The organism is Pseudomonas sp. LBUM1664 (assembly GCF_059695895.1).
On the sequence record NZ_CP166791.1, the window covers coordinates 124,174 to 143,602 of the forward strand.

At 63.6% G+C, this 19,429-nt stretch carries 14 protein-coding genes; 12 read left to right on the top strand and 2 right to left on the bottom strand.

The window, feature by feature from the left end; translation table 11 throughout:
* Position 1 precedes the first annotated feature (1 nt).
* Positions 2-517, bottom strand: coding sequence for a type VI secretion system contractile sheath small subunit (gene tssB, locus ACA047_RS00570; protein ID WP_025216163.1), 516 nt, complete (start codon positions 515-517; stop codon positions 2-4).
* Positions 518-596: 79 nt separating this feature from the next.
* Positions 597-1,622 carry a type VI secretion system protein TssA gene (gene tssA, locus ACA047_RS00575; protein ID WP_497355728.1) on the bottom strand — a complete coding sequence of 342 codons (1,026 nt, stop codon included), beginning with the start codon at positions 1,620-1,622 and terminating at the stop codon, positions 597-599.
* Between the two features lie 414 nt (positions 1,623-2,036).
* Between tssA and tagH the strand changes: the two genes are divergently transcribed.
* The 12 genes from tagH to tagQ all read left to right on the top strand — a co-directional run bounded on the left by tagH (position 2,037) and on the right by tagQ (position 19,338).
* The gene (gene tagH / locus ACA047_RS00580; RefSeq protein WP_497355730.1) at positions 2,037-3,482 is read left to right on the top strand and encodes a type VI secretion system-associated FHA domain protein TagH; all 1,446 of its coding nucleotides are present in this window, start codon (positions 2,037-2,039) and stop codon (positions 3,480-3,482) included.
* Between the two features lie 67 nt (positions 3,483-3,549).
* Positions 3,550-4,056 carry a type VI secretion system lipoprotein TssJ gene (tssJ, locus tag ACA047_RS00585; protein WP_497355732.1) on the top strand — a complete coding sequence of 169 codons (507 nt, stop codon included), beginning with the start codon at positions 3,550-3,552 and terminating at the stop codon, positions 4,054-4,056.
* 15 nt (positions 4,057-4,071) lie between these two features.
* A complete protein-coding gene (gene tssK / locus ACA047_RS00590) occupies positions 4,072-5,406 on the top strand; it encodes a type VI secretion system baseplate subunit TssK (RefSeq protein ID WP_497355734.1) in 1,335 nt (444 codons plus the stop codon).
* Between the two features lie 6 nt (positions 5,407-5,412).
* Entirely contained in the window at positions 5,413-6,717 is a 1,305-nt protein-coding gene (locus tag ACA047_RS00595) for a DotU family type VI secretion system protein (protein WP_497355736.1), read from the top strand.
* Positions 6,714-10,214 carry a type VI secretion system membrane subunit TssM gene (gene tssM, locus ACA047_RS00600; RefSeq protein ID WP_497355738.1) on the top strand — a complete coding sequence of 1,167 codons (3,501 nt, stop codon included), beginning with the start codon at positions 6,714-6,716 and terminating at the stop codon, positions 10,212-10,214. Before ACA047_RS00595 ends, tssM begins: the two co-directional genes overlap by 4 nt.
* Positions 10,211-10,864: a type VI secretion system-associated protein TagF gene (tagF, locus tag ACA047_RS00605; RefSeq protein ID WP_497355740.1), complete on the top strand. Its 654-nt coding sequence runs from the start codon at positions 10,211-10,213 to the stop codon at positions 10,862-10,864. Before tssM ends, tagF begins: the two co-directional genes overlap by 4 nt.
* Complete coding sequence (locus ACA047_RS00610) at positions 10,865-11,596, top strand: PP2C family protein-serine/threonine phosphatase (RefSeq protein ID WP_497355742.1); 732 nt, start codon at positions 10,865-10,867, stop codon at positions 11,594-11,596. It abuts the gene before it with no gap.
* Positions 11,593-14,685, top strand: a complete 3,093-nt coding sequence (locus ACA047_RS00615; RefSeq protein WP_497355744.1) for a serine/threonine-protein kinase — start codon at positions 11,593-11,595, stop codon at positions 14,683-14,685. Before ACA047_RS00610 ends, ACA047_RS00615 begins: the two co-directional genes overlap by 4 nt.
* Complete coding sequence (locus ACA047_RS00620) at positions 14,685-15,401, top strand: ABC transporter ATP-binding protein (protein ID WP_497360600.1); 717 nt, start codon at positions 14,685-14,687, stop codon at positions 15,399-15,401. Before ACA047_RS00615 ends, ACA047_RS00620 begins: the two co-directional genes overlap by 1 nt.
* Positions 15,401-16,597 carry an ABC transporter permease gene (locus ACA047_RS00625; RefSeq protein WP_497355746.1) on the top strand — a complete coding sequence of 399 codons (1,197 nt, stop codon included), beginning with the start codon at positions 15,401-15,403 and terminating at the stop codon, positions 16,595-16,597. Before ACA047_RS00620 ends, ACA047_RS00625 begins: the two co-directional genes overlap by 1 nt.
* A complete protein-coding gene (locus ACA047_RS00630) occupies positions 16,590-18,317 on the top strand; it encodes a formylglycine-generating enzyme family protein (protein WP_497355748.1) in 1,728 nt (575 codons plus the stop codon). The genes ACA047_RS00625 and ACA047_RS00630 overlap by 8 nt, the downstream gene beginning before the upstream one ends.
* 85 nt (positions 18,318-18,402) lie before the next feature.
* Positions 18,403-19,338 carry a type VI secretion system-associated lipoprotein TagQ gene (gene tagQ, locus ACA047_RS00635; RefSeq protein ID WP_497355750.1) on the top strand — a complete coding sequence of 312 codons (936 nt, stop codon included), beginning with the start codon at positions 18,403-18,405 and terminating at the stop codon, positions 19,336-19,338.
* The last annotated feature ends 91 nt before the right edge of the window (positions 19,339-19,429 follow it).

Consider the following 19,429-nt stretch of genomic DNA (forward strand, 5'->3'; position numbering starts at 1 on the left):
GTTAAGCCTTAGGCTCTGCATCGGCGGGCTTTGGCGCGCTGGCCAGGGCCTGCAACAGGGCAGGGTCCTTGATCGCCTTCATGATAATTTCTTCGGCGCCGGTCTTGCCGTCCATGTAGGTCAGCAGGTTGGCCAGTTGGGTGCGCGCTTCGAGCAACTTGTTCAGCGAGTCGACCTTGCGGGCCACGGCTGCCGGGCTGAAGTCGTCCATGCTTTCGAAGGTCAGGTCCAGGCTCAGGTTGCCTTCGCCGGTCAGTTCGTTGGGCACATGGAACGCCACGCGAGGCTGCATGGCCTTGAGGCGAGAGTCGAAATTATCGACATCGATCTCGAGGAACTTGCGATCGGCCACCGGTGCCAGAGGCTCGGCGGGCTTGCCGGCGAGGTCGGCCATCACCCCCATGACGAAGGGCAACTGGACCTTTTTCTCGGCGCCGTAGAGCTCGACGTCGTACTCGATCTGCACTCGAGGCGCGCGGTTGCGCGCGATGAATTTCTGAGAACTTTGCTTCGCCACGTTGCTGCTCCTGGTCGCTCAAGCGACGGTGTTGGCGTCATCGGGGGTGCCGGTGACGTGACTGCGTGATCCGTGCGCTTTATTCGCTGTCTGGGCCGCGCAGGTTTTCAAATTGACTCATGCCGTCGGGAATCAGGTTGCGCACGATGGCCGCAAAGTCGGCGTGCACCAGATTCTTGGCCCGATTCAACAGCACCGGCAGGGGGCTGGAGGGCTCGTGACGGGCGTAGTAAGCGAGAATCCGGTCCAGGCTGCGCAACACATCGTCGCGGTTGGTGATTTCACCCGTGCCGCTGTTGCGGGGCGCGCTCGGCGCGGTGGTGTGTTCAGCCGGCGCGGCGCTGTCATCGCTAATGGCGTCGGGCAGGGCGCTGTCGCCGCTCTGCGGGGCGAACTGACCGAGAATCTGCAAGGCCAGCTTGAGCGGTTGCTTCAACGGGCCAAGGTCCACGCCCTGGGCGGAACCGACTTGATCACTGACCTGCTGCTCGATGGCTTCGGCGGCGCTGCGAGCCTGCAGCAGGGCCGCACGGGTGATTTCCAACTGCTCGGGATCGCTGTCGAGCAAGGCCCCGGCGAGCTGTTCGGAGCCCAGGTTTTCATCCGGGAAACTTTGCAGGCCGCTGGCGTTGGCGGCGGCGCGCAGGCTGACGGCACCGAAGGTGCGTGAACGGGCCAGAATGCTTTCGCGCAGCAGGCGAATGGTGACGTCGGACGTCAGGCCGGCAAGGGCATTGATGCGTACGGTGGGGTCGTTGTCGTCATCGGCGTCTAGGCGCGGGTGCAGGTCAGCCCAGTATTGCTTGAGCAATTCGCTGATCAGCGTCAACACACGGGCAAGGCCGGGAATGCCTTCCAGGGCCAGGGAGCTTTGCAACAGGAAATGGGTGATGCGCAGGTCTTTGCTGCGTTGCAGCAAGTCCAGACTTTGCTGCTGGATGCTGCGCCACTCAGGGGGTTCGGCAGGCAATATCGAATCGCCCATGCTGCGCTCGGGCTGGCCTCGGGAATCGCGTTCCAGGCGCAAGAAATCTGCGTCATATTCCAAATCTTCACCACACGGTGAAGTCGCAGATACGGCGGCGAGCAGCAAAAGCACATCCACTTGAATCGATCTCCCTATCACCCGCAGACGAAGTCGGGCAGTTCACACGCAAGTTCCAGATGAAACTTCACATGTTCCTTGGCGATAATGGCCCTTTAGATGCGCTATGATCTTAAAGTGCCATCATCTATATTCAAGAAGTTGTACATTTTTGGTGTAGTACTTATGGCTTGTCAAGGTAAGCTATTTCCTCCCTGTATCCCCTGTGTAACAGTTGTGATGCGCTTAACAGCCTGCGCGACTAGTAGGTCCAAGCAGAGACAGATGCAGGTTTTTTGTCACGCAAGACGGTTAAGATCAGCCATCGTGCCGGTAAAAAGCCGGTTTGAGGTGGTTTGCAAGGTGGTTGGCGAGTAGCCGGGGCGTAGAACCCTTTCACTCGCCCGCGCGCGAAGTACTCAGCAAGGAGGCGAGATGCCGCTGTGTTTGACTATCACTAGTTATCACAAGATTACCCCCGGTCAGTGTTCTGAAAAGTCCATGGATCAAGGGATGATGGCTATTGGCCGTAACTCCGATAATGACTGGGTATTGCCAGACCCCGAACGCCTGGTTTCCGGCAAACATTGCGTTATTCAATACAAAGACGGGCGCTATTACTTAACCGATAACAGTACTAACGGTGTGGAGTTGGTCAAGGCTGGCATCCGCTTGCGCAAGGGCAATAGCGAGCCGCTGCAAGATGGCGAAGTTATCCGCATCGGTGATTATGAAATCCAGGTGCGCGTTGATTTCAGCCTGCCAGTCACTGACAGCAATCCGTTTGCCGAATCGCCCAGCAGCTTCGAGGCGTTAATGGGTCGCCAAGGCGCCTCGGTGAATACGCCATTGCCGATGCAAGTGGCTTCACCGGCGCATTTCCAAGGCGTGTCGGCCATGGACACCCTGCCGGACCTGTTCGACTTTCTGGCCCCGAGCAGCACCCCGCCGGCCACCCAGCCTGACCATGTTCCGGCCGAGCAGCATGATTTCCGTCCGCCGACCCCGATTCCTAAACCCAGCCCGCCGCCTGTGGCCGAGCCTGTAGCGCTGACGTCTGCCCCGGTGATTCCCGAGGATTGGGACCTGTTCAGCGACAAGCCTGCGCCCGTGGCGGTCGCCCCCGTGCCTGTCGCAGCGCCGCCTGTGGCGCCGCTGCCGGTGATCGAGCCGGTGCCGACACCCGTTCCTCAGATGAGCGTACCGATTGACGAACCTGCGCCGCTGCGCGAGCCACCAGTGACCCGCGTTGAACCCCCCGTGGCTCCGGCCAGCCCGGGTGATGCGTCGCAACCCGACCTGCTGCAAGCCTTCCTGCGCGGCGCCGGGTTGGATCAATTGCGCCTGGACAAAGCCCAGGCCGAGGCGCAGATGGAAAGCATCGGTCGCAGTTACCGGCTGATGGTCGAAGGGCTGATCGACGTCTTGCGCGCTCGCAGCAGCCTCAAGGGTGAGTTCCGCATTCAGCAGACGATGATCCAGCCGGTGGAAAACAATCCGCTGAAATTCGCGCCCAATGTCGACGAAGCCATGCTGTTGCTGCTGCGCCACGGCAATCAGGCGTTCATGGCCCCGGACGTGGCGGTGCGTGACAGCTTCGATGACCTGCGCGCCCACCAACTGGCGGTGATGGCCGGCGTGGAAGCGGCGATCAAGCATTTGCTGGCGCGCTTCGAGCCGGCGCAACTGGAAGAACGCATGGGCAAGCCCGGCGGGCTGTCGAGTATTTTTAATGGCTCGCGACAGGCCCAGTACTGGCAGCAATTCACCGAGCTCTACAGCAACATTTCCCGGGAGGCCCAGGAAGATTTCCAGGACCTGTTCGGTCGTGAATTCAGCCGCGCCTACGAAGAACACAGCACACGACAGCGACGCCGCTGAGCGCCGCCGTCCCCTAACAAATTCATAAGCACACAACGGATAGCTCAAACGTCATTGAGGACGCAGGATGATTCCCAGGTTTTTACTCGCAGTCGCCACCGCGCTTCTGTTGACGGCGTGCGCCAAGGATGCGGACAAACCCCAGCCCGAAGAAGCTGAGGCCGACACCGCCGCCGTCGAGTTGCACTTGCACGCCATTGCCGGCCTCAACCCCGGCGCCACTGGCCAGCCGGCCCCGGTCCGGGTGCGTATTTTCGAACTGAAAAATGCCGCCACCTTCGGCCGCGCCGATTATTTCGCCTTGGCCGAACGGGCCCAGGCGACGCTCGGTGCCGACCTGATCGACCAGGATGAAGTGCTGATCCAGCCCGGTCAGCAGTTGAGCCTGCAACGCGACCTCGACCCGGCCACTCGTCATATCGGCGTACTGGTGGGCTATCGCGAGCTGGATCAATCGCTGTGGCGCACGGTGATGAATGTCCCGGCGCGCCAATACACCGAATACCAGATCAGCCTCGATGTGCGCGCCGTGCGCAGCGCCGTCGTCGTTCCCCCATCCAGCCCTGCCCAATAAGCAATCGGAGCCCCCATGTCCTGGAATAATCGCGTGGTCTGGTCGGAAGGCATGTTCATTGGAACGCAGCACTTCCAGCAGCATGACCGTTACCTGGAAAACCTCATCGACGCGCGCAGCCGCCCGTTGTCGGCCGGCGCCTGGGGGTTTTCCGAATTGCTGATCGACCAGGGCCTGCTGGCTCAAGGCAAGCTTGCGATCATTTCGGCGCGGGGCCTGTTGCCGGACGGCACGCCCTTCAACATTCCTCAAGATGACCTGGCACCGACCCCGCTGAACGTCGACGACAACCTGCGCGATGGCTTGGTGTACCTGGCCCTGCCGCTCAAGCGCGCCGGCGCCCGTGACACCGTGGATGAAGGCGAAGCCCTGGGCGCTGCGCGCTACGTGAGCCAGGTGTCTGAAGTGCGCGACGACAACGCGCCGTTCGAAAACCGCGCGCCGGTGGCCCTGGGTTCCCGGGCGCTGCGCCTGTTGACCGCCCAGGACGGCATCAGTGATTACGCCGCCATCGGCCTGGTGCGCATCAAGGAAAAACGCGCCGACCGCGCCCTGGTGCTCGACGACGCGTACATCCCGCCGCTGCTGGATGTGATCGCCTCCAAACCGTTGACGGCGTTTCGCAGCGAGCTGCTGGGCCTGCTCCATCAACGTGGCGAAGCGCTCGCCGGGCGGGTGGTGGCTTCCGGTGCCGGCGGCGCCTCGGAGATCGCCGATTTCATGCTGCTGCAACTGGTCAACCGCGCCCAGCCGCTGATCCAGCACCTGAGCCAACTGAGCCCTTTGCACCCGGAACGGTTCTACAGCGAACTGGTAAGCCTGGCTGGAGAGTTCTCGACCTTTACCGCTTCCGGGCGACGGCCGCAGGAATACCCGCAGTACCAGCACGATGACCTGGTGCTGAGTTTCGCGCCGGTGATGCAGGCCCTGCGTGAAGCCCTGTCGATGCTGATCGACAGCAAGGCCACGCCGATTCCGATTGTGGAAAAGGCCTACGGCGTCCACGTGGCCATGCTGGCCGACAAAACCCTGCTCGAAAGCGCCAGTTTCATCCTGGTGGTGCGCGCCGATGTCCCCGCCGAAACCCTGCGCAGCCGCTTCGGCCAGCAGAGCAAGGTCGGCTCGGTGGAGCACATCCGCGACCTGGTCAACCTGCAGTTGCCGGGCATCGGCCTGCTGCCGTTGCCGGTGGCACCGCGGCAGCTTCCGTACCACGCCGGTTCCACCTATTACGAACTCGACCGGGGCAGTGAGCACTGGCAGCAACTGGGCAACTCCGGCGGTTTTGCGTTCCACATCGCCGGCCAGTTCCCAGGGCTGAACCTGGCGTTCTGGGCGATCCGAGGATAAACCGCGATGAGCAATGACGATCGTACCCAGTTCATGCCAACGCCCGGTGGCCGTGGCGCGGATCCGTTCCGCCCGGACCCCGGCCGCCAGGAGTCTGCGCCTGCACCTCTGTCGATGCCTGCCGCACCGGTGCTGACCGGCAAAGCCCAGGGCCTCAACCCGCTGGAGAGCGCAGCCGGCCCGTTGCTGGCCCTGCTGACGCGCCTGCGCAACACCATTGCCCACCCGGCTCCAGCCAGTTTGCGCGCGCAACTGCTGGCCTACCTGCGCCAGTTCGAAGAGCGCGCCGAGGCCGCCGGCGTGGTGCGCAACGACGTATTGCTGGCCCGCTACGCCTTGTGCACCGCCCTGGATGAAGCGGTGCTCAGCACCCCGTGGGGCGGCACCAGCGACTGGGGCAAGCAGAGCCTGTTGATCACCGTGCACAACGAAGCCTGGGGCGGCGAGAAGGTGTTCCAGCTTCTGGAGCATTGCCTGCAAAGCCCGCGTGAACGTTTGTACCTGCTGGAGCTGTTGTACCTGTGCATGTGCCTGGGTTTTGAAGGGCGCTACCGGGTGATGAACGATGGTCGCAGTCAACTGGAAGCGTTGCGTGAGCGCACCAGTGCCGTGATCCGCAGCGCCCGTGGCGAGTATGAGCGTGAGCTGTCGCCGCACTGGCGCGGTGTCACCGTGGCCCGTGATCGACTGGCGCAATTCATGCCGCCGTGGATCGCCGTGGCCATCGGTGCAGCCCTGTTGCTGGCGCTGCTGTTTGGTCTACGGATGAAACTGGCCTCCGATGCCGAGCCGGTGTTCAAGAACATTCATGCCCTGGGAGAAATCCCGGTGCAGGCCATCGACCGCCCGGTGGTGCAACCGAAGCTGATCGAACGGCCGCGCCTGGCCGGTTTCCTGGCCGATGAAATCAAGGCTGGTCGAGTGGCGGTGGAAGACGCCGTTGACCGCTCGGTCGTGACCATCCGTGGCGATGAGCTGTTCGCTTCGGGCAGTGCCAGCATCAAGGATGATTTCGAGCCATTGATGCTGCGCATCGCCGATGCCATTCGCCGGGTCAAGGGCCAGGTCCTGGTGACCGGCCATAGCGACAATCGCCCGATTGCCACCCTCAGGTTTCCGTCCAACTGGGCGTTGTCCGAGGCGCGGGCCCAGTCGGTGCTGCAAATTCTCTCGGCCAAGACCGGCCAGTCCGAGCGCTTCAGCGCCGAAGGCCGCAGCGACACCGAACCGCTGGCCTCGAACGCCACGGCAGAGGGACGTGCGCGCAATCGTCGGGTTGAAATCACAGTGTTGGCGGAGGGGGTCGAGTGAAGGCGTTTTTCAGTTTTATCATCCGCTGGGTCATCCCGCTGCTGGGGCTGATCGCCCTGAGCCTGATCATCTGGTTCGTCGGCCCGCTGCTGGAGTGGCTGGTGCCCGAAGGCCGGCGCTGGACGTTGATCATTCTGGTGTTCGCGGCGTGGCTCGCCTACCGAGTGTGGCGCATCATCCAGGCTCGCCGTCAGGCCGCCGAAGTCATGCGCAGCCTGGCCGCGCAAACCCCGCCCGACCCGAGCAGCGTCGCCACTTTTGAGGAACTCGAAACCCTGCGCCAGCGCATGGACGAAGCCTTGGCGCTGTTGAAGAAAGCCAAGCTGGGCGGTGACGAGCGCCGCAACCTCTACGAGTTGCCGTGGTACGTAATCATCGGCCCGCCGGGTTCGGGCAAGACCACTGCGCTGGTCAATTCCGGGCTGCATTTTCCATTGGCCGCGCAGTTGGGCGCTGGTGCGGTGCGCGGCGTCGGCGGCACGCGCAATTGCGATTGGTGGTTTACCGACCAGGCGGTGTTGCTCGACACCGCCGGCCGCTACACCACCCAGGACAGCGACGCGACCATCGACAAGGCCGCGTGGCTGGGCTTTCTCGGCCTGTTGAAGAAACAGCGCGCCCGTCGCCCGATTGATGGTGCGTTCATTGCCATTAGCCTTTCGGACTTGCTGCTGGGCAGCGACGCCGAGCGCGCCGCCCATGCCGCGGCGATACGCCTGCGGATCCAGGAGCTGTACACCCAGTTGGGTGTGCGCTTCCCGATTTACCTGATGCTGACCAAGCTCGATCTGGTGCCGGGGTTCATGGAGTATTTCGATACCCTGAGCAAGGAAGAGCGCGCCCAGGTCTGGGGCATGACCTTCGCCCTGGACGATGTCAAAAGCAATGACAGCCCGCTGGCGCATTTGCAGAGTGAATTCGCCGGCCTTGAGCAGCGCCTCAACGACCGCTTGGTGGAGCGCTTGCAGCAAGAACGCGACCCGGCGCGGCGTGATTTGATTTACGGTTTCCCGCAACAATTCGGCGCATTGAAGGACTGTCTGCAAAGCTTCCTCGAAGGCGTGTTCAAACCCAACGCCTTCGAAGAGCGAGTGTTGCTGCGCGGGGTGTATTTCACCAGCGGCACCCAGGAAGGCAGCCCGATCGACCGCTTGATCGGCTCCATGGCCCAGAGCATGAACCTGGACCGTCAGCACCTGGCGCGCCAGACCGGCACCGGGCGCAGTTACTTCATCGAAAAACTCTTCACCGCCGTGGCCTTTGCCGAGCGTGGGCTGGTGGGCGTGGACCCCAAGGTCGAGCGTCGGCGCAAGTGGATCGCCCGAGGCGTATTGGCCTCGACCGTGGTGCTGGTGCTGGTGGTCGGAACGTTGTGGTGGGTCAGCTACCGCGCCAACCAGGCGTATATCACCCAGGTTGACCAGAAGGTCGCGCCACTGGGCCAGGCCGTGCAGAGCCTCAGCCCGGCACAACGTGATGTACTCGCCGTATTGCCGTTGCTCAACGCCGTAAAACACCTGGCCGATGATTCGCCCAGCTGGGCCGAAGGCCTGGGCCTGTACCAGGGTGACATGCTGGAAGCCGAGTCGGGCAGCGTCTACCGCAAGTTGCTGATCGCCGTGTTCGCGCCTCGTCTGCTGACGCGCATCGAAGAGCAACTGCACAGCGGCGGCCATTCGGACTTCCTCTACGAGGGCTTGAAGGCCTACCTGATGCTCGCCGATAACGAGCACTACGACGCCGACTTCATCAAGGCCTGGATCGCCCTGGATTGGGACCGCAGCCTGCCGCGGGACCTGCCGGCCGAACATCGCCTGGCCTTGAGCGAGCATCTGCAGGCGCTGTTCGAGCGCCGTCCGCCGACTGCGCGCCTGGACCCGCGGCTGGTCGAGGACCTGCGCCGCCAGTTGCAACAACTGCCCGTGGCCCAGCGGGTCTATGACCGGATCAAGCGCCAGAAACTGCCCGAGGGCATACCGGACTTTCGCATCAACGAAGCCGCCGGGCGCGACGCCGCGCTGGTGTTCAGCCGCAAGAGCGGCAAGCCATTGGGCGAGCCGCTGAGCGGGTTCTTCACCGTCAAGGGTTACCGCCAGGGCTTCTTGCTCACCAGCCTGAGCCAGACCGGAACCCTGGCCGAAGAGCAATGGGTGCTGGGCCACGAAGAGGCCGATCAGCAGAACGTCGCCAGCCTGGCCGCCGACGTGCGGCGCCTGTACTTCCAGGACTATCAACGCCAATGGGACGCCTTGCTGGCCGATATCGACTTCGTGCCGATCACCAGCGTGGCCCAGGCCGCCGATGTACTGCGGGTGATTTCCGGCCCGACCTCGCCGTTGAAAAAACTGCTGGTGGCCGTGGCGAAGGAAACCGACTTGCAACAGGAAGATCGCTTGCTGGCCGCTCAAGGCGTGCCGGCGCCAGGCGGGGTCGACAAGCTCAAGGAGCACCTGGGTGCCTTGCTCGGCCAGGAACAGGCGACGCCAAACGCACCGGCGGCCAGCGATGATCCGGTCACCGCGCACTTCGCCGAGCTCAACAGCATCGTCAGTAAAAACGAAGGCGAACCGGCGGCCATCGATGGCCTGCTGGCCGACATGAATGCCTTATACGTGCAAGTCAGCGCCATGGTCGGCGCCAGCGGCGATGCCTTGCTCGGCGAAGCCAAGAACCAAGCGACGGCGGCCGCTACCCGGGTCAGCCTCAACGCCGAACGCCAGCCGCCGCTGGTGCAGGGCCTGGTCAAGTCGGTGGTCAATTCCACCACCAACAGCATGATGGGCGGGGTGCGCAATCAACTGAACGCCGCCTGGACCAGCGAAGTGGTGAATATCTACCGCCAGTCCCTGGCCGGGCGTTATCCCATGTCGCCGGGCAGTGCGCGGGACGCAACGCTCGACGATTTCGGCCAGTTCTTCGGCGTCGGCGGGGTGATGGACAACTACTTCCGCAAGTACCTGCAACCGTACGTCGACACCTCGACGCCGACCTGGCGCTGGCAGCCGGGCGCCGCGCAGAAGCTCGGCATCGCTCCTGGCGTACTGCAAACCTTCCAGCGGGCGGCGACCATCCGGGATGCGTTTTTCCGTTCCGGCGGTACTCAGCCGATGGTGCGCTTCGAGCTCAAGCCAGTGGCGATGGACTCGACCATCACCCAATTTCTGCTGGACCTCGATGGCCAGCAACTGAGCTACGACCACGGCCCGAGCCGCCCGACCGCCATGCAATGGCCCAACCCCGGCAGCATCGGCGTGGTACGGATCTCGATCATGCCGCCGTCGGCCAGCGGTCGTTCCGGTATCACTTTGGATGGGCCGTGGGCCTGGTTCCGGTTGCTGGAGCAATCGGACCTGACCGCCGGCAACTCGCCGGACCGCTTCAATCTGCGGCTGCGGGTCGACGGTGCCAGCGCCTCCTACGAACTGCGGGCCAACAGTGCCTTCAACCCGTTCAAGAGTCGGGTACTCAGCGGCTTCAGCCTCCCGGAGCGCCTATGAGTACGCCGGGCTTCTATGGAAAGTTGGCCAGCCGTGGAGACTTCGTCAGCCGTGGCTTGCCCCAGAGCTTCATCGGTCCGTGGGATTCGTGGCTGGCGGCAGGTTTGCTCGCCAGTCAGACCAACCTCGGCGAGCGTTGGCTGGATGCCTATCTGGTCAGCCCGCTGTGGCGCTTCATGGTCGCGCCCGGCGTATGTGGGCCAGAGGCCGCCGTTGGCGTGGTGATGCCGAGTATCGACCGGGTCGGCCGCTATTTTCCGCTGACCGTTGCGGTGCTGCTGGAGCCCGACGCGGACCCCGCCTCAGTGGTGGGCGGTGCGGACGAGTGGTTTGAGCAGGTGGAGAACCTGCTGTTAAGCACATTGAACGTGCAGGCCAGTTTCGAGGCCTTCGGCGCGACGCTTGAGACCCTCGGCAGCCCGGCGTACCTGCCACGGACCCCGAGCAGCCGTTTCGCCAGCCTGCATCGCTTCGATGCCACCGACCCGCAGCGGCGAATGGCTGCCCTTGCCGAGTCAGCCTGCGAAGGCGTGAGCCTGTGGTGGGGCCAGGGTTCGGAGCGCATCGCGCCCGGTTTGATGCGGTGCCAGGGCCTGCCGGCTGCCGCTGATTTTGCGCAATTTTTGCTTGGCCAAGAAGGTGTTGTGTAGATGCGTCCAAGTGCTGGGAAAGCATTCAAGTCCGCAAGCAAGAGCCATGTCGGCATGGTCCGCCAGGTCAACGAAGACGCTTGCCTGGACCTGCCGGAAAACGGCCTGTGGGTGGTCGCCGACGGCATGGGTGGCCACGCGGCGGGCGACTACGTCAGTAGCCTGATTGTCGACAGCCTGCGCAATATTTGCGTGGGCCGTTCGCTGGATGAATACGTCGCGGCGCTGCAAAGCGACCTGCTGCGGGTCAACGCCGCCGTGCGTGAAGAAACCGCCCATCGCGGCGTGACCATGATGGGCAGCACCGTGGTGGTACTGGCTACCCGTGACTTGCGCGGGATGTGCCTGTGGGCCGGTGACAGCCGCTTGTATCGCCTGCGCGACGGTGTGCTCGAAGGCATCTCGCGCGATCACAGCTACGTCCAGGATTTACAGGACAGCGGTCTTCTGAGTGAAGCCGAAGCCCGGGTGCATCCGCGGGCCAACATCGTCACCCGGGCCATCGGGGTCGAGGCGCAACTGAACCTGGCGATGGTCGAGCTGCTGCTGGTGCCCGGCGACAGTTACCTGCTGTGCAGCGACGGGCTGACCAAGACCGTCGAGGACGATGAAATCCGCGAAGTACTGAGCCACGACGAGCCTGGCGAAATCGCCAGCAGCCTGGTGTCTCTGGGCCTGATGCGCGGGGCGCCGGACAACATCACCGTGGTTGTCGTGAAGGTGCCGTCATGAACCCCGCCCAGAACATTCAGATCCCTGGCTACGACATCGACGGTGAGATCGGCGAAGGGGCGATGGCCAACGTTTACCTGGCGACCCAGCGTTCGCTGGAGCGCAAGGTGGCGTTGAAAGTCATGGCGGCGGCGCTGGCGGCCGACCCGACGTTTTGCGAACGCTTTCTGCGCGAAGGCAAGACCCTGGCGCGCTTGTCGCACCCGCACACGGTCACCATCCATGACATCGGCAATGTCGGTGAGCTGTATTACATGGCCATGGAATACCTGCCCAACGGCACGCTCAAGGAGCGCATCGCCGCCGGCCTTTCGCCGGAGCAGGGCCTGACCTACATCCGCCAGATCGCCTCGGCCCTGGGGTATGCCCACGGGTTGGGCCTGGTGCACCGCGACGTCAAGCCGGCGAACATTCTGTTCCGTGCCGACGGCACGGCTGTGCTCTCGGACTTCGGCATCGCCAAGTCCCTGGACGACCGCACCCAATTCACCCAGGCCGGTTTCGCGGTCGGCACGCCCAGCTACATGAGCCCGGAACAGGCCCGTGGGCAGGACATCGATGGCCGCGCCGATCTGTATGCCCTGGGTGTGGTGCTCTATGAAATCCTCGTCGGCAAACTGCCGTATACCGGCAACGACGCGCTGTCCACGGCGCTGGCGCACCTGACCGAGCCGCTGCCGGAATTGCCGGTGCATCACGGCCGTTATCAAGACGTGCTGCGCAAGCTGTTGGCCAAGGATCCGGCGGAGCGCTTCCCGGATGCGGCGGCGTTGCTGCGGGCACTGGATAACCTGCCCCCGGAATCGGCGCAAGAGACGTTGATCCGGCCGTTGCCGATGCCTGTCTCGACGAAATCGACAGGTGATGATCTGGCCGGATTGACGCCGATGTCCATCGACATTCCAACCGGTCCGGTGCAACCCCAACCCCAACCACAGCCCAAGCCAGTTCCGCCACCCGTAAAACCAACGCCTCAGTCCTCGGTGTCGGAACAACGCAAGGGGCCGGTGTTCGCACTGGCCACCGTCGCAGTGGCCGTGGCGCTGGCGTTGGGCGGCGCGGGCTATTGGTGGTTGTCTGGTGATGCTGAAAAGCCCGCGAAGCCGCCGACTGCCTCGACTTCGACGGTGAAACCCCCTGAAGTTTCGCCGCCCAAGACTCCGGAAGTACCAGCGGTCAAACCTCCCGTCGCACCTCCGGTTCAACCACCGGTGGCGACGCAGGCCGATGGCGGCCAACGTCCGCTGTTGATGGCCGGCAAGAAAACCTTGTTCCAGCGAGTGCTCAGCAAACCGGGGGCGAAACTCGCCGACGAACCGGGCGCTGCACCGGGCAAGGCGCTGCCGGCGTTTTCCGTGCTGTACGTTTACCAGCGCAAAGACGTCGATGGCAGCCCGTGGCTGCGGGTCGGTGCAGCCACGGACGGGCGTAGCGACGGCTGGTTGCCTGGCGCGCAAGTCAGCGACTGGAAGCAAAGCCTGGTGCTCAAATTCACCGAACGTTCCGGCCGTGCGCCGGTGATGTTCCTGCGTCAGCCCGGTGAAGTGGAAAAGCTGCTGGCCGACCCATCATCTGCCAAGAATGTGCTGCTCAAAGCCCAGCAGAACCACGAAGATAACCAGCAAGTGTTGGCCCTGGAACCGGCCGCCAGCGCGGTGCCGCAGAACCAGTTTTACCTGTTGCCGATCTTCGATTCCCGCGAGAGTTTCGATGAGAACGGCCAGCCGGTGCAGTTGCTGAACGTGGCGTCCATCGACCCGGGCAATGCCCCCAGGGCTTCGACTAATAACACGCCCATCACCACCGCCAACGCCGACGCGTTCCGCACGGCCGTGGTGTTGGTGGTGGACACCACGGTGTCCATGCAGCCTTACATCGACCAGGTTCGCGACGTGGTGCACGCGCTGCAAACCCGTATCGCTGAGCGTGGCGAGTTGGACAGTGTCAGCTTCGGCATGGTGGGTTTTCGCAGCAGCATCCAGAAAACCCCGGGCCTGGAATACGTCGCCAAGACCTTGATCACCCTGGAGCAGGGCCGCGACCCGCAACGCTTCATGGAGATGGCGCGGCAGGTCAAGGCGTCCACGGTGTCGAGCCACTCGTTCAACGAGGATGCGTTTGCCGGCGTCATGGAAGCGGTGGAGGGTATGGACTGGTCCGGCTATGGCGGGCGCTTGATCCTGTTGGTCACCGACGCCGGCGCCTTGCGCAAGAACGATCCGTTTGCGGCCACGCAAATGAACGAGGCCGAAGTGCGCCAGGCGGCGCTGGGCAAACAGATCAAGATCTACGCCTTGCACTTGCTCAGCGACGCCGGCAAGAAAACCCACGCCGGTGCGCAGAGCCAATATCGCATCCTGACCGCCGACGCCAACCCGCAGATCGGTGACCTGTACATTCCCGTGCCGGGCGCGGATGTGCGCAAGCTTGGGCAGCGTGTTGATGAGATCGGTTCGGTGTTTGCCGATCTGGTGCATCAAGTGCGTAGCAACAAACCGCAAACCGTGCCGCTGCTGGGCGCCGCACCGAGCCTGACCGATAAATCGGCGGCAGTCGGCTACGCGATGCACATGGACTTTTTGGGGCGCAAATCGGCCAGCCAGGCACCGCAACTGGTCAGCGCCTGGACCGCCGACCGTGACCTGACCAACCCGGCGCTGCCGGCGTTCCAGGTCTGCGTGATGCTGACCAAACTGCAACTCAACGACTTGCAGCAATCGCTGAAACTGATCGTCGACTCGGCCCGCAAGACCCAGACGTCGCCCAAGGATTTCTTCCAGGAAATCGCCAGTGCCAGTGCCTACATGAGCCGCGACCCTTCGGCCTTGCGCAAGGGCGGCAACCTGGCCGACGGCGGGATTCTCGGCGAGTACCTGGAAGGGCTGCCGTACCGCAGCAAGTCGCTGAACATGACCCAAGACTTGTGGCTGTCCTTGAGCGTGGCCGAGCAGGAAGACTTCATCGACGAGCTGGATTCGAAAATCCGCCTCTACGAAACCTTCCACAACGACTTGGCCAACTGGGTGCGTTTCGGCGATGCCGAGCCCGGTGATGCCTTGTACCGCGTTCCGCTGTCGACGCTGCCGTGATGCTGACCATGAGCGCAGTGCACAAAAGCCGGGGCGCCGGCAGCCAGCGCTACAGCCTGGTGATTCCACGGCTGCAACTGCGTGCCGGCGAACAACTGGCGGTAGTCGGGCCCAGTGGCTGCGGCAAGAGCACGTTGCTGGACCTGCTGGCGCTGGTGTTGGCGCCGGACCAGGCTGGGCAATTCGACTTCACGCCCGCCAACACGCCGCTGGACATCGCCAAACTGTGGCGCGGGTCGCAGCAGAGCACCTTGGCGGATTTGCGCAGTCGCCACTTGGGTTATGTGCTGCAAACCGGCGGCCTACTGGGCTTTCTGGACGTGCGCGGCAACATCGCTTTGTCGCGCAAGCTGCTCGGCTTGAAGGATGACGGCAGCGTGATGCGCCTGGCCGGGCAACTGGACATTGCTGATCAACTGGACAAGAAACCGGCGGACTTATCCGTTGGTCAACGCCAGCGGGTCAGTTGCGCCCGCGCGCTGGCCCATGGTCCACGGTTGCTGCTGGCCGATGAACCGACCGCCGCCCTCGACCCACTGAACGCCGAGCGCGTCATGCAGTTGCTGGTGGCCCAGGCCCGCGAGCACGGCGTTTGCTGTGTGGTCGCCACCCACGATGAGGCACTGGCTCGCGCCAGTGGTTTGCAGGTGCGGCGCATCAGTTGTCGTCGCGACATCGATGGCGGCGTCACCGCCACCCTTGGGGAGGCTTGCTGATGCGCGGCGCGCTGGTGGCTTCCCTGGCCTGGCAGGATTACCGCAACGATGCCTGGCTGTCGGCCTGCTCGGTGCTGGCGCTGGTGGCGGTGGTGGCGCCGTTGCTGGTGCTGTTTGGCCTGAAATTCGGTTTGGTCAGCAGCCTCACCGAACGCCTGCAGAACGACCCGGCCACCCGGGAAATCATCCCCTTGGGCGGCGGTCGGTTCAGCGCCCCATTCATCGAACAATTGGGCCTGCGCCGTGACGTGGCGTTCGTCCTGGCGCGCACCCGGCAGATTGCCGCGACGGCCGATTTGAGCAGCGATGCTTCGATGGTCACCGTGGAAATGATCCCCACCGCCGCCAATGACCCGTTGCTCGACCGCTTGCCGGTGCCGCAGGGGCTGGACCAGGTGGTGCTCAGCCAGACCGCCGCCGAAAAGCTCGGCGCCAAGGCCGGCGATTGGTTGCAGGCCAGTTTCGGCCGGCAGGTGGCCGGTCGCAGCGAGGCGCAACGCACCCGAGTCCAGGTGTTGCAGGTGCTGCCGCTGGAAGCCTTTGCCCGGGACGGACTGTTCGCGCCGCTGGCTTTGCTGGAGGCGGCTGAGGATTACCGCGACGGTCGCGCCGTGCCCGCGTTCGGCTGGCCGGGTGATGGGGTGGGCGCGAGCGGGCAGCGAGTGTATCCAGCGTTTCGTTTGTACGCCCGCAGCCTCGGCGATGTCGAGCCGCTGCGCCAGTATTTCGCTGGGCAGAACCTGCTGGTGTCCACCCAGGCCCAGACCATCGCGCAGGTGCAATCGCTGAGCCGCAACTTGTCGATCGTGTTCTGGATCATCGCCGGGTTGGCATTGGCCGGGGCGTTCGCGGCGATTTTTGCCGGTGCATTGGCGGCGGTCGAGCGTAAGCGCCGGGAGCTGTCGGTGTTGCGCCTGCTGGGGGTTTCCACCGCGGCGCTGTTGTTGTTTGTGGTGTTGCAGGCGCTCTACAGCGCCACTTTTGCGGCCCTGTTGAGCGCCGGGCTGTATGGCCTGGCGCAGTCGGGCCTGAACCATTTATTTGCGCAGATGCCGGGCGAGTACGCCAGCCATCTGCTGGTGCGTCACTACACGTTGGCCCTGGTGGCGGTGCTCGGCGTCAGCGCCGTGGCAGCGGCTTGTGGCGGCTGGCGGGTGGCGCGCATCCAGGCGTGTGAAGGAATTCGCGATGTATAAGTTATTGGGCGCCGCCGTGGCGCTGAGCCTGGCCGGTTTGGTCTGGGCGGATGAAGGCAGCGACAAACTGGACAACCCCAAACCGTTGCCCGATGACGTCAGCCTGCCGCTGCCGTGCGAAGGGCAGATGGTGTTCCGTTACGTCTACATCCTCGCCCAGGGCACCCTGGACGACCGCGAGATCAGCCTCGGCTACCCGTTCAGCGAAGGCGAGGCCGGTTATCAGCAGTCGTTCATCTCCGGTTATCGCCGGGACTTCATCAACGGCCAGTTCACCCTCAAGGACCTGCCCAAGGACTGGAACAAAACCATCACGCCGTTGATGCCCAAGACCGACGCCAAGACGCCGCTCAAACCGATGCTGTACTTCATCGGCAAATACGAAGTCACCGCTCGCCAATACGCCCAGGTCATGGCCCAGGCACAATCGCTCGCCAGCGGCGAGCCGGCACCGGCCTGCGAGACCCTGCAAGCCGACCTTCCCCAAGGCATGGCCGGGCGTTTGCCCAAGGTGAAACTGTCGAAGTTCGAGGCTGAGCGCTTCTCGGCGGTGTACAGCGCCTGGTTGATGAAATACCACAAGGACCTGCTGCCGGTGAGCGGTCGCGGCACCTCCGCCGAGGACGGTGGGTTGGGCTTTGTGCGCCTGCCCACCGAGGTCGAGTGGGAATTCGCCGCCCGTGGCGGGCAAGCCGTCAGCCGCCAGGACCTGGAAGGGCGCCTGTTTCCCCGGCGGCTGGAAGGCAGTGAGAGCGATGGGCCGCTGGCCGATTGGGCGGTGTTCAACCAGGTCGCCGGCGGCACCGGCCAGGCGGCGCGGCTGATGCCTATCGGCACCAAACTGCCGAACCCCATCGGCCTGTTCGACGTGGTCGGCAACGCGGCCGAGATGGTCCAGGAGTCCTTCCAATTGGTGCATGCCGGACGCCGACAGGGCGCCTACGGTGGCTTCGTGGTCAAGGGCGGCAACTACCTGGAAGGCGAGGGCACCCTGTTCACCGGGATGCGCCGTGAGTACCCGTTGTTCGCCGCCGATGGCACCGAGCAAAGCAACGAAACCACTGGGTTCCGGGTGGCCGTCGGCGCGTTGTCGGCACCGCGTTCGCGCTACAAAGAACTGTTCGCCCAATGGCAGAAAGAAGGTCGTCTGGCTTCGCTGACCGATGCCATCGACGACGCCGAGGATCCGACCAAGCGCCTGGACAGCATCATCGCTGCCAGTGTCGACCCGCGCCTGCAAGCCGAGCTGGGGCTGGTCAATGAAGAGCTCAAGCGCAACGTCTCGCTCATCGCCCAGCAGCGCGAGGAGGCAGCCGGCAACCTGATCCAGTCGGCGGCCTTGGTGGCCGAAACCGTCAACAACTACAACATTCGCCTGACCAATTTGCAGAAGAGTCGCCAGCAGGCCGTGGACGCCAAGGACGAGGCCAGCGCCCAGCTGTTTGCCACGGCCATCGACAACGGCCGCAGCGCGCTGGATGGCGCGGTGGCGATCTACATCGACAACCTGGCCACGGGCACGCGCTACACCGATGCCGTGATTCAGGCGCAGTTTCAGCGCATCAAGGAAGAGTTGGAGCGCAAGCCGGTGCTGGGCAAGAGCCTGGTGGCGCGCGCAACGTTATTCGTTCGCCATGTCGGTGACTACCGTCAACAAAAACGAGCCGACCCGGCGGCGATATTGAAGGAATTGCTCGCATCGAGCGGTCAGCGGTCTTGATCGTTCGTTGTCAGCGAGCTTGGAAGGGACTCAGGCGGCGATAGGGCCGCGCTGAGCTGGTCAAAACTTAAACGAGAACACAACTATGCTTTTCTCCCGTAAACCTTTTGCTTCGGTTTCCAAGCGTCACTTGCTGATGGTGGCTGTCGGCTTCAGTACCGTACTGACCGGCTGCGCCTCGTCGCCGACTTCCAAAGTCGCGTCGAGCACCAAGGTCGAGTACTACCCTAACTGCTACGAGCCGGTGCAGCACCTGCGCTCCACCGAGGGGAACATGACCAAGTCCGTAGTCACCGGCGCGGCCGTTGGCGCGGTCGGTGGTGCACTGCTGGGCGCCCTGACCGACAAGGAAAACCGTGGCCGCAACGCCGCCATCGGTGCCGCGGGCGGCGCCCTGGCCGGTGGTGCAGCCGGTTACTACACCGAGCGTCAGAAGCAGATCGCCGACGACAACCAGCGCATCGCGTCCTACGCCGCCGACGTCAACAAAAGCGTCTCTGACATCGACCGCAGCACCGCCTACGCCAAGACTTCGCAGCAGTGCTACCAGAACGCGTTCAGCAAACTGGTTGCCGACCGCAAGGCCAAGACTGTCAACGACACTGAAGGCCGCAAGCGCCTGGCAGAAATCGTCGCTGGCCTGAAAGAGTCGAACGACCTGATCGTCGCGGTCAACGGCAAAGCCTCCGAAGACCTGAGCAACTACACCCAGGCCTACGAAAAAGACCTGCAGCAAGTGGGTGTGCAGCGCACCGACGTGGTGACCGTGGCAACCGCCGACGACACACCGGTCGTGACTCCGACCAAGACCAAGACTAAGAAAATCGTGAAACCGGCGAAGAAAAAAGACCTGCCAGCCGTGCCGAAAGAAGCGGTCGCCACCGAGAAAACCCTCCAGGACGCCAAGGCCAAGCAGGCTGAAAGCAAACAAGTGGCCAGCGCTGGTACCACTCAGGTCAACAGCATGTGCAAAAACCCGGACCTGGGCGACTGGGCACCGGTGCCTTGCCCGAATGTTTGATTGAGTGACTGCTGCTGATCATTCCCCCGAAGGAATGATCAGCGCACAAAAACCTGTGGGAGCGAGCCCGCTCGCGATGGCGACCTGACAG

What these genes read in the sequence shown, in the direction of transcription:
- tagH (WP_497355730.1), top strand. Translation starts at nt 2,037, where the DNA reads ATGCCGCTGTGTTTGACTATCACTAGTTATCACAAGATTACCCCCGGT.
- ACA047_RS00630 (WP_497355748.1), top strand. Translation starts at nt 16,590, where the DNA reads ATGTATAAGTTATTGGGCGCCGCCGTGGCGCTGAGCCTGGCCGGTTTG.
- tssK (WP_497355734.1), top strand. Translation starts at nt 4,072, where the DNA reads ATGTCCTGGAATAATCGCGTGGTCTGGTCGGAAGGCATGTTCATTGGA.
- ACA047_RS00620 (WP_497360600.1), top strand. Translation starts at nt 14,685, where the DNA reads ATGCTGACCATGAGCGCAGTGCACAAAAGCCGGGGCGCCGGCAGCCAG.
- ACA047_RS00595 (WP_497355736.1), top strand. Translation starts at nt 5,413, where the DNA reads ATGAGCAATGACGATCGTACCCAGTTCATGCCAACGCCCGGTGGCCGT.
- tagF (WP_497355740.1), top strand. Translation starts at nt 10,211, where the DNA reads ATGAGTACGCCGGGCTTCTATGGAAAGTTGGCCAGCCGTGGAGACTTC.
- tssJ (WP_497355732.1), top strand. Translation starts at nt 3,550, where the DNA reads ATGATTCCCAGGTTTTTACTCGCAGTCGCCACCGCGCTTCTGTTGACG.
- ACA047_RS00610 (WP_497355742.1), top strand. Translation starts at nt 10,865, where the DNA reads ATGCGTCCAAGTGCTGGGAAAGCATTCAAGTCCGCAAGCAAGAGCCAT.
- ACA047_RS00615 (WP_497355744.1), top strand. Translation starts at nt 11,593, where the DNA reads ATGAACCCCGCCCAGAACATTCAGATCCCTGGCTACGACATCGACGGT.
- tagQ (WP_497355750.1), top strand. Translation starts at nt 18,403, where the DNA reads ATGCTTTTCTCCCGTAAACCTTTTGCTTCGGTTTCCAAGCGTCACTTG.
- ACA047_RS00625 (WP_497355746.1), top strand. Translation starts at nt 15,401, where the DNA reads ATGCGCGGCGCGCTGGTGGCTTCCCTGGCCTGGCAGGATTACCGCAAC.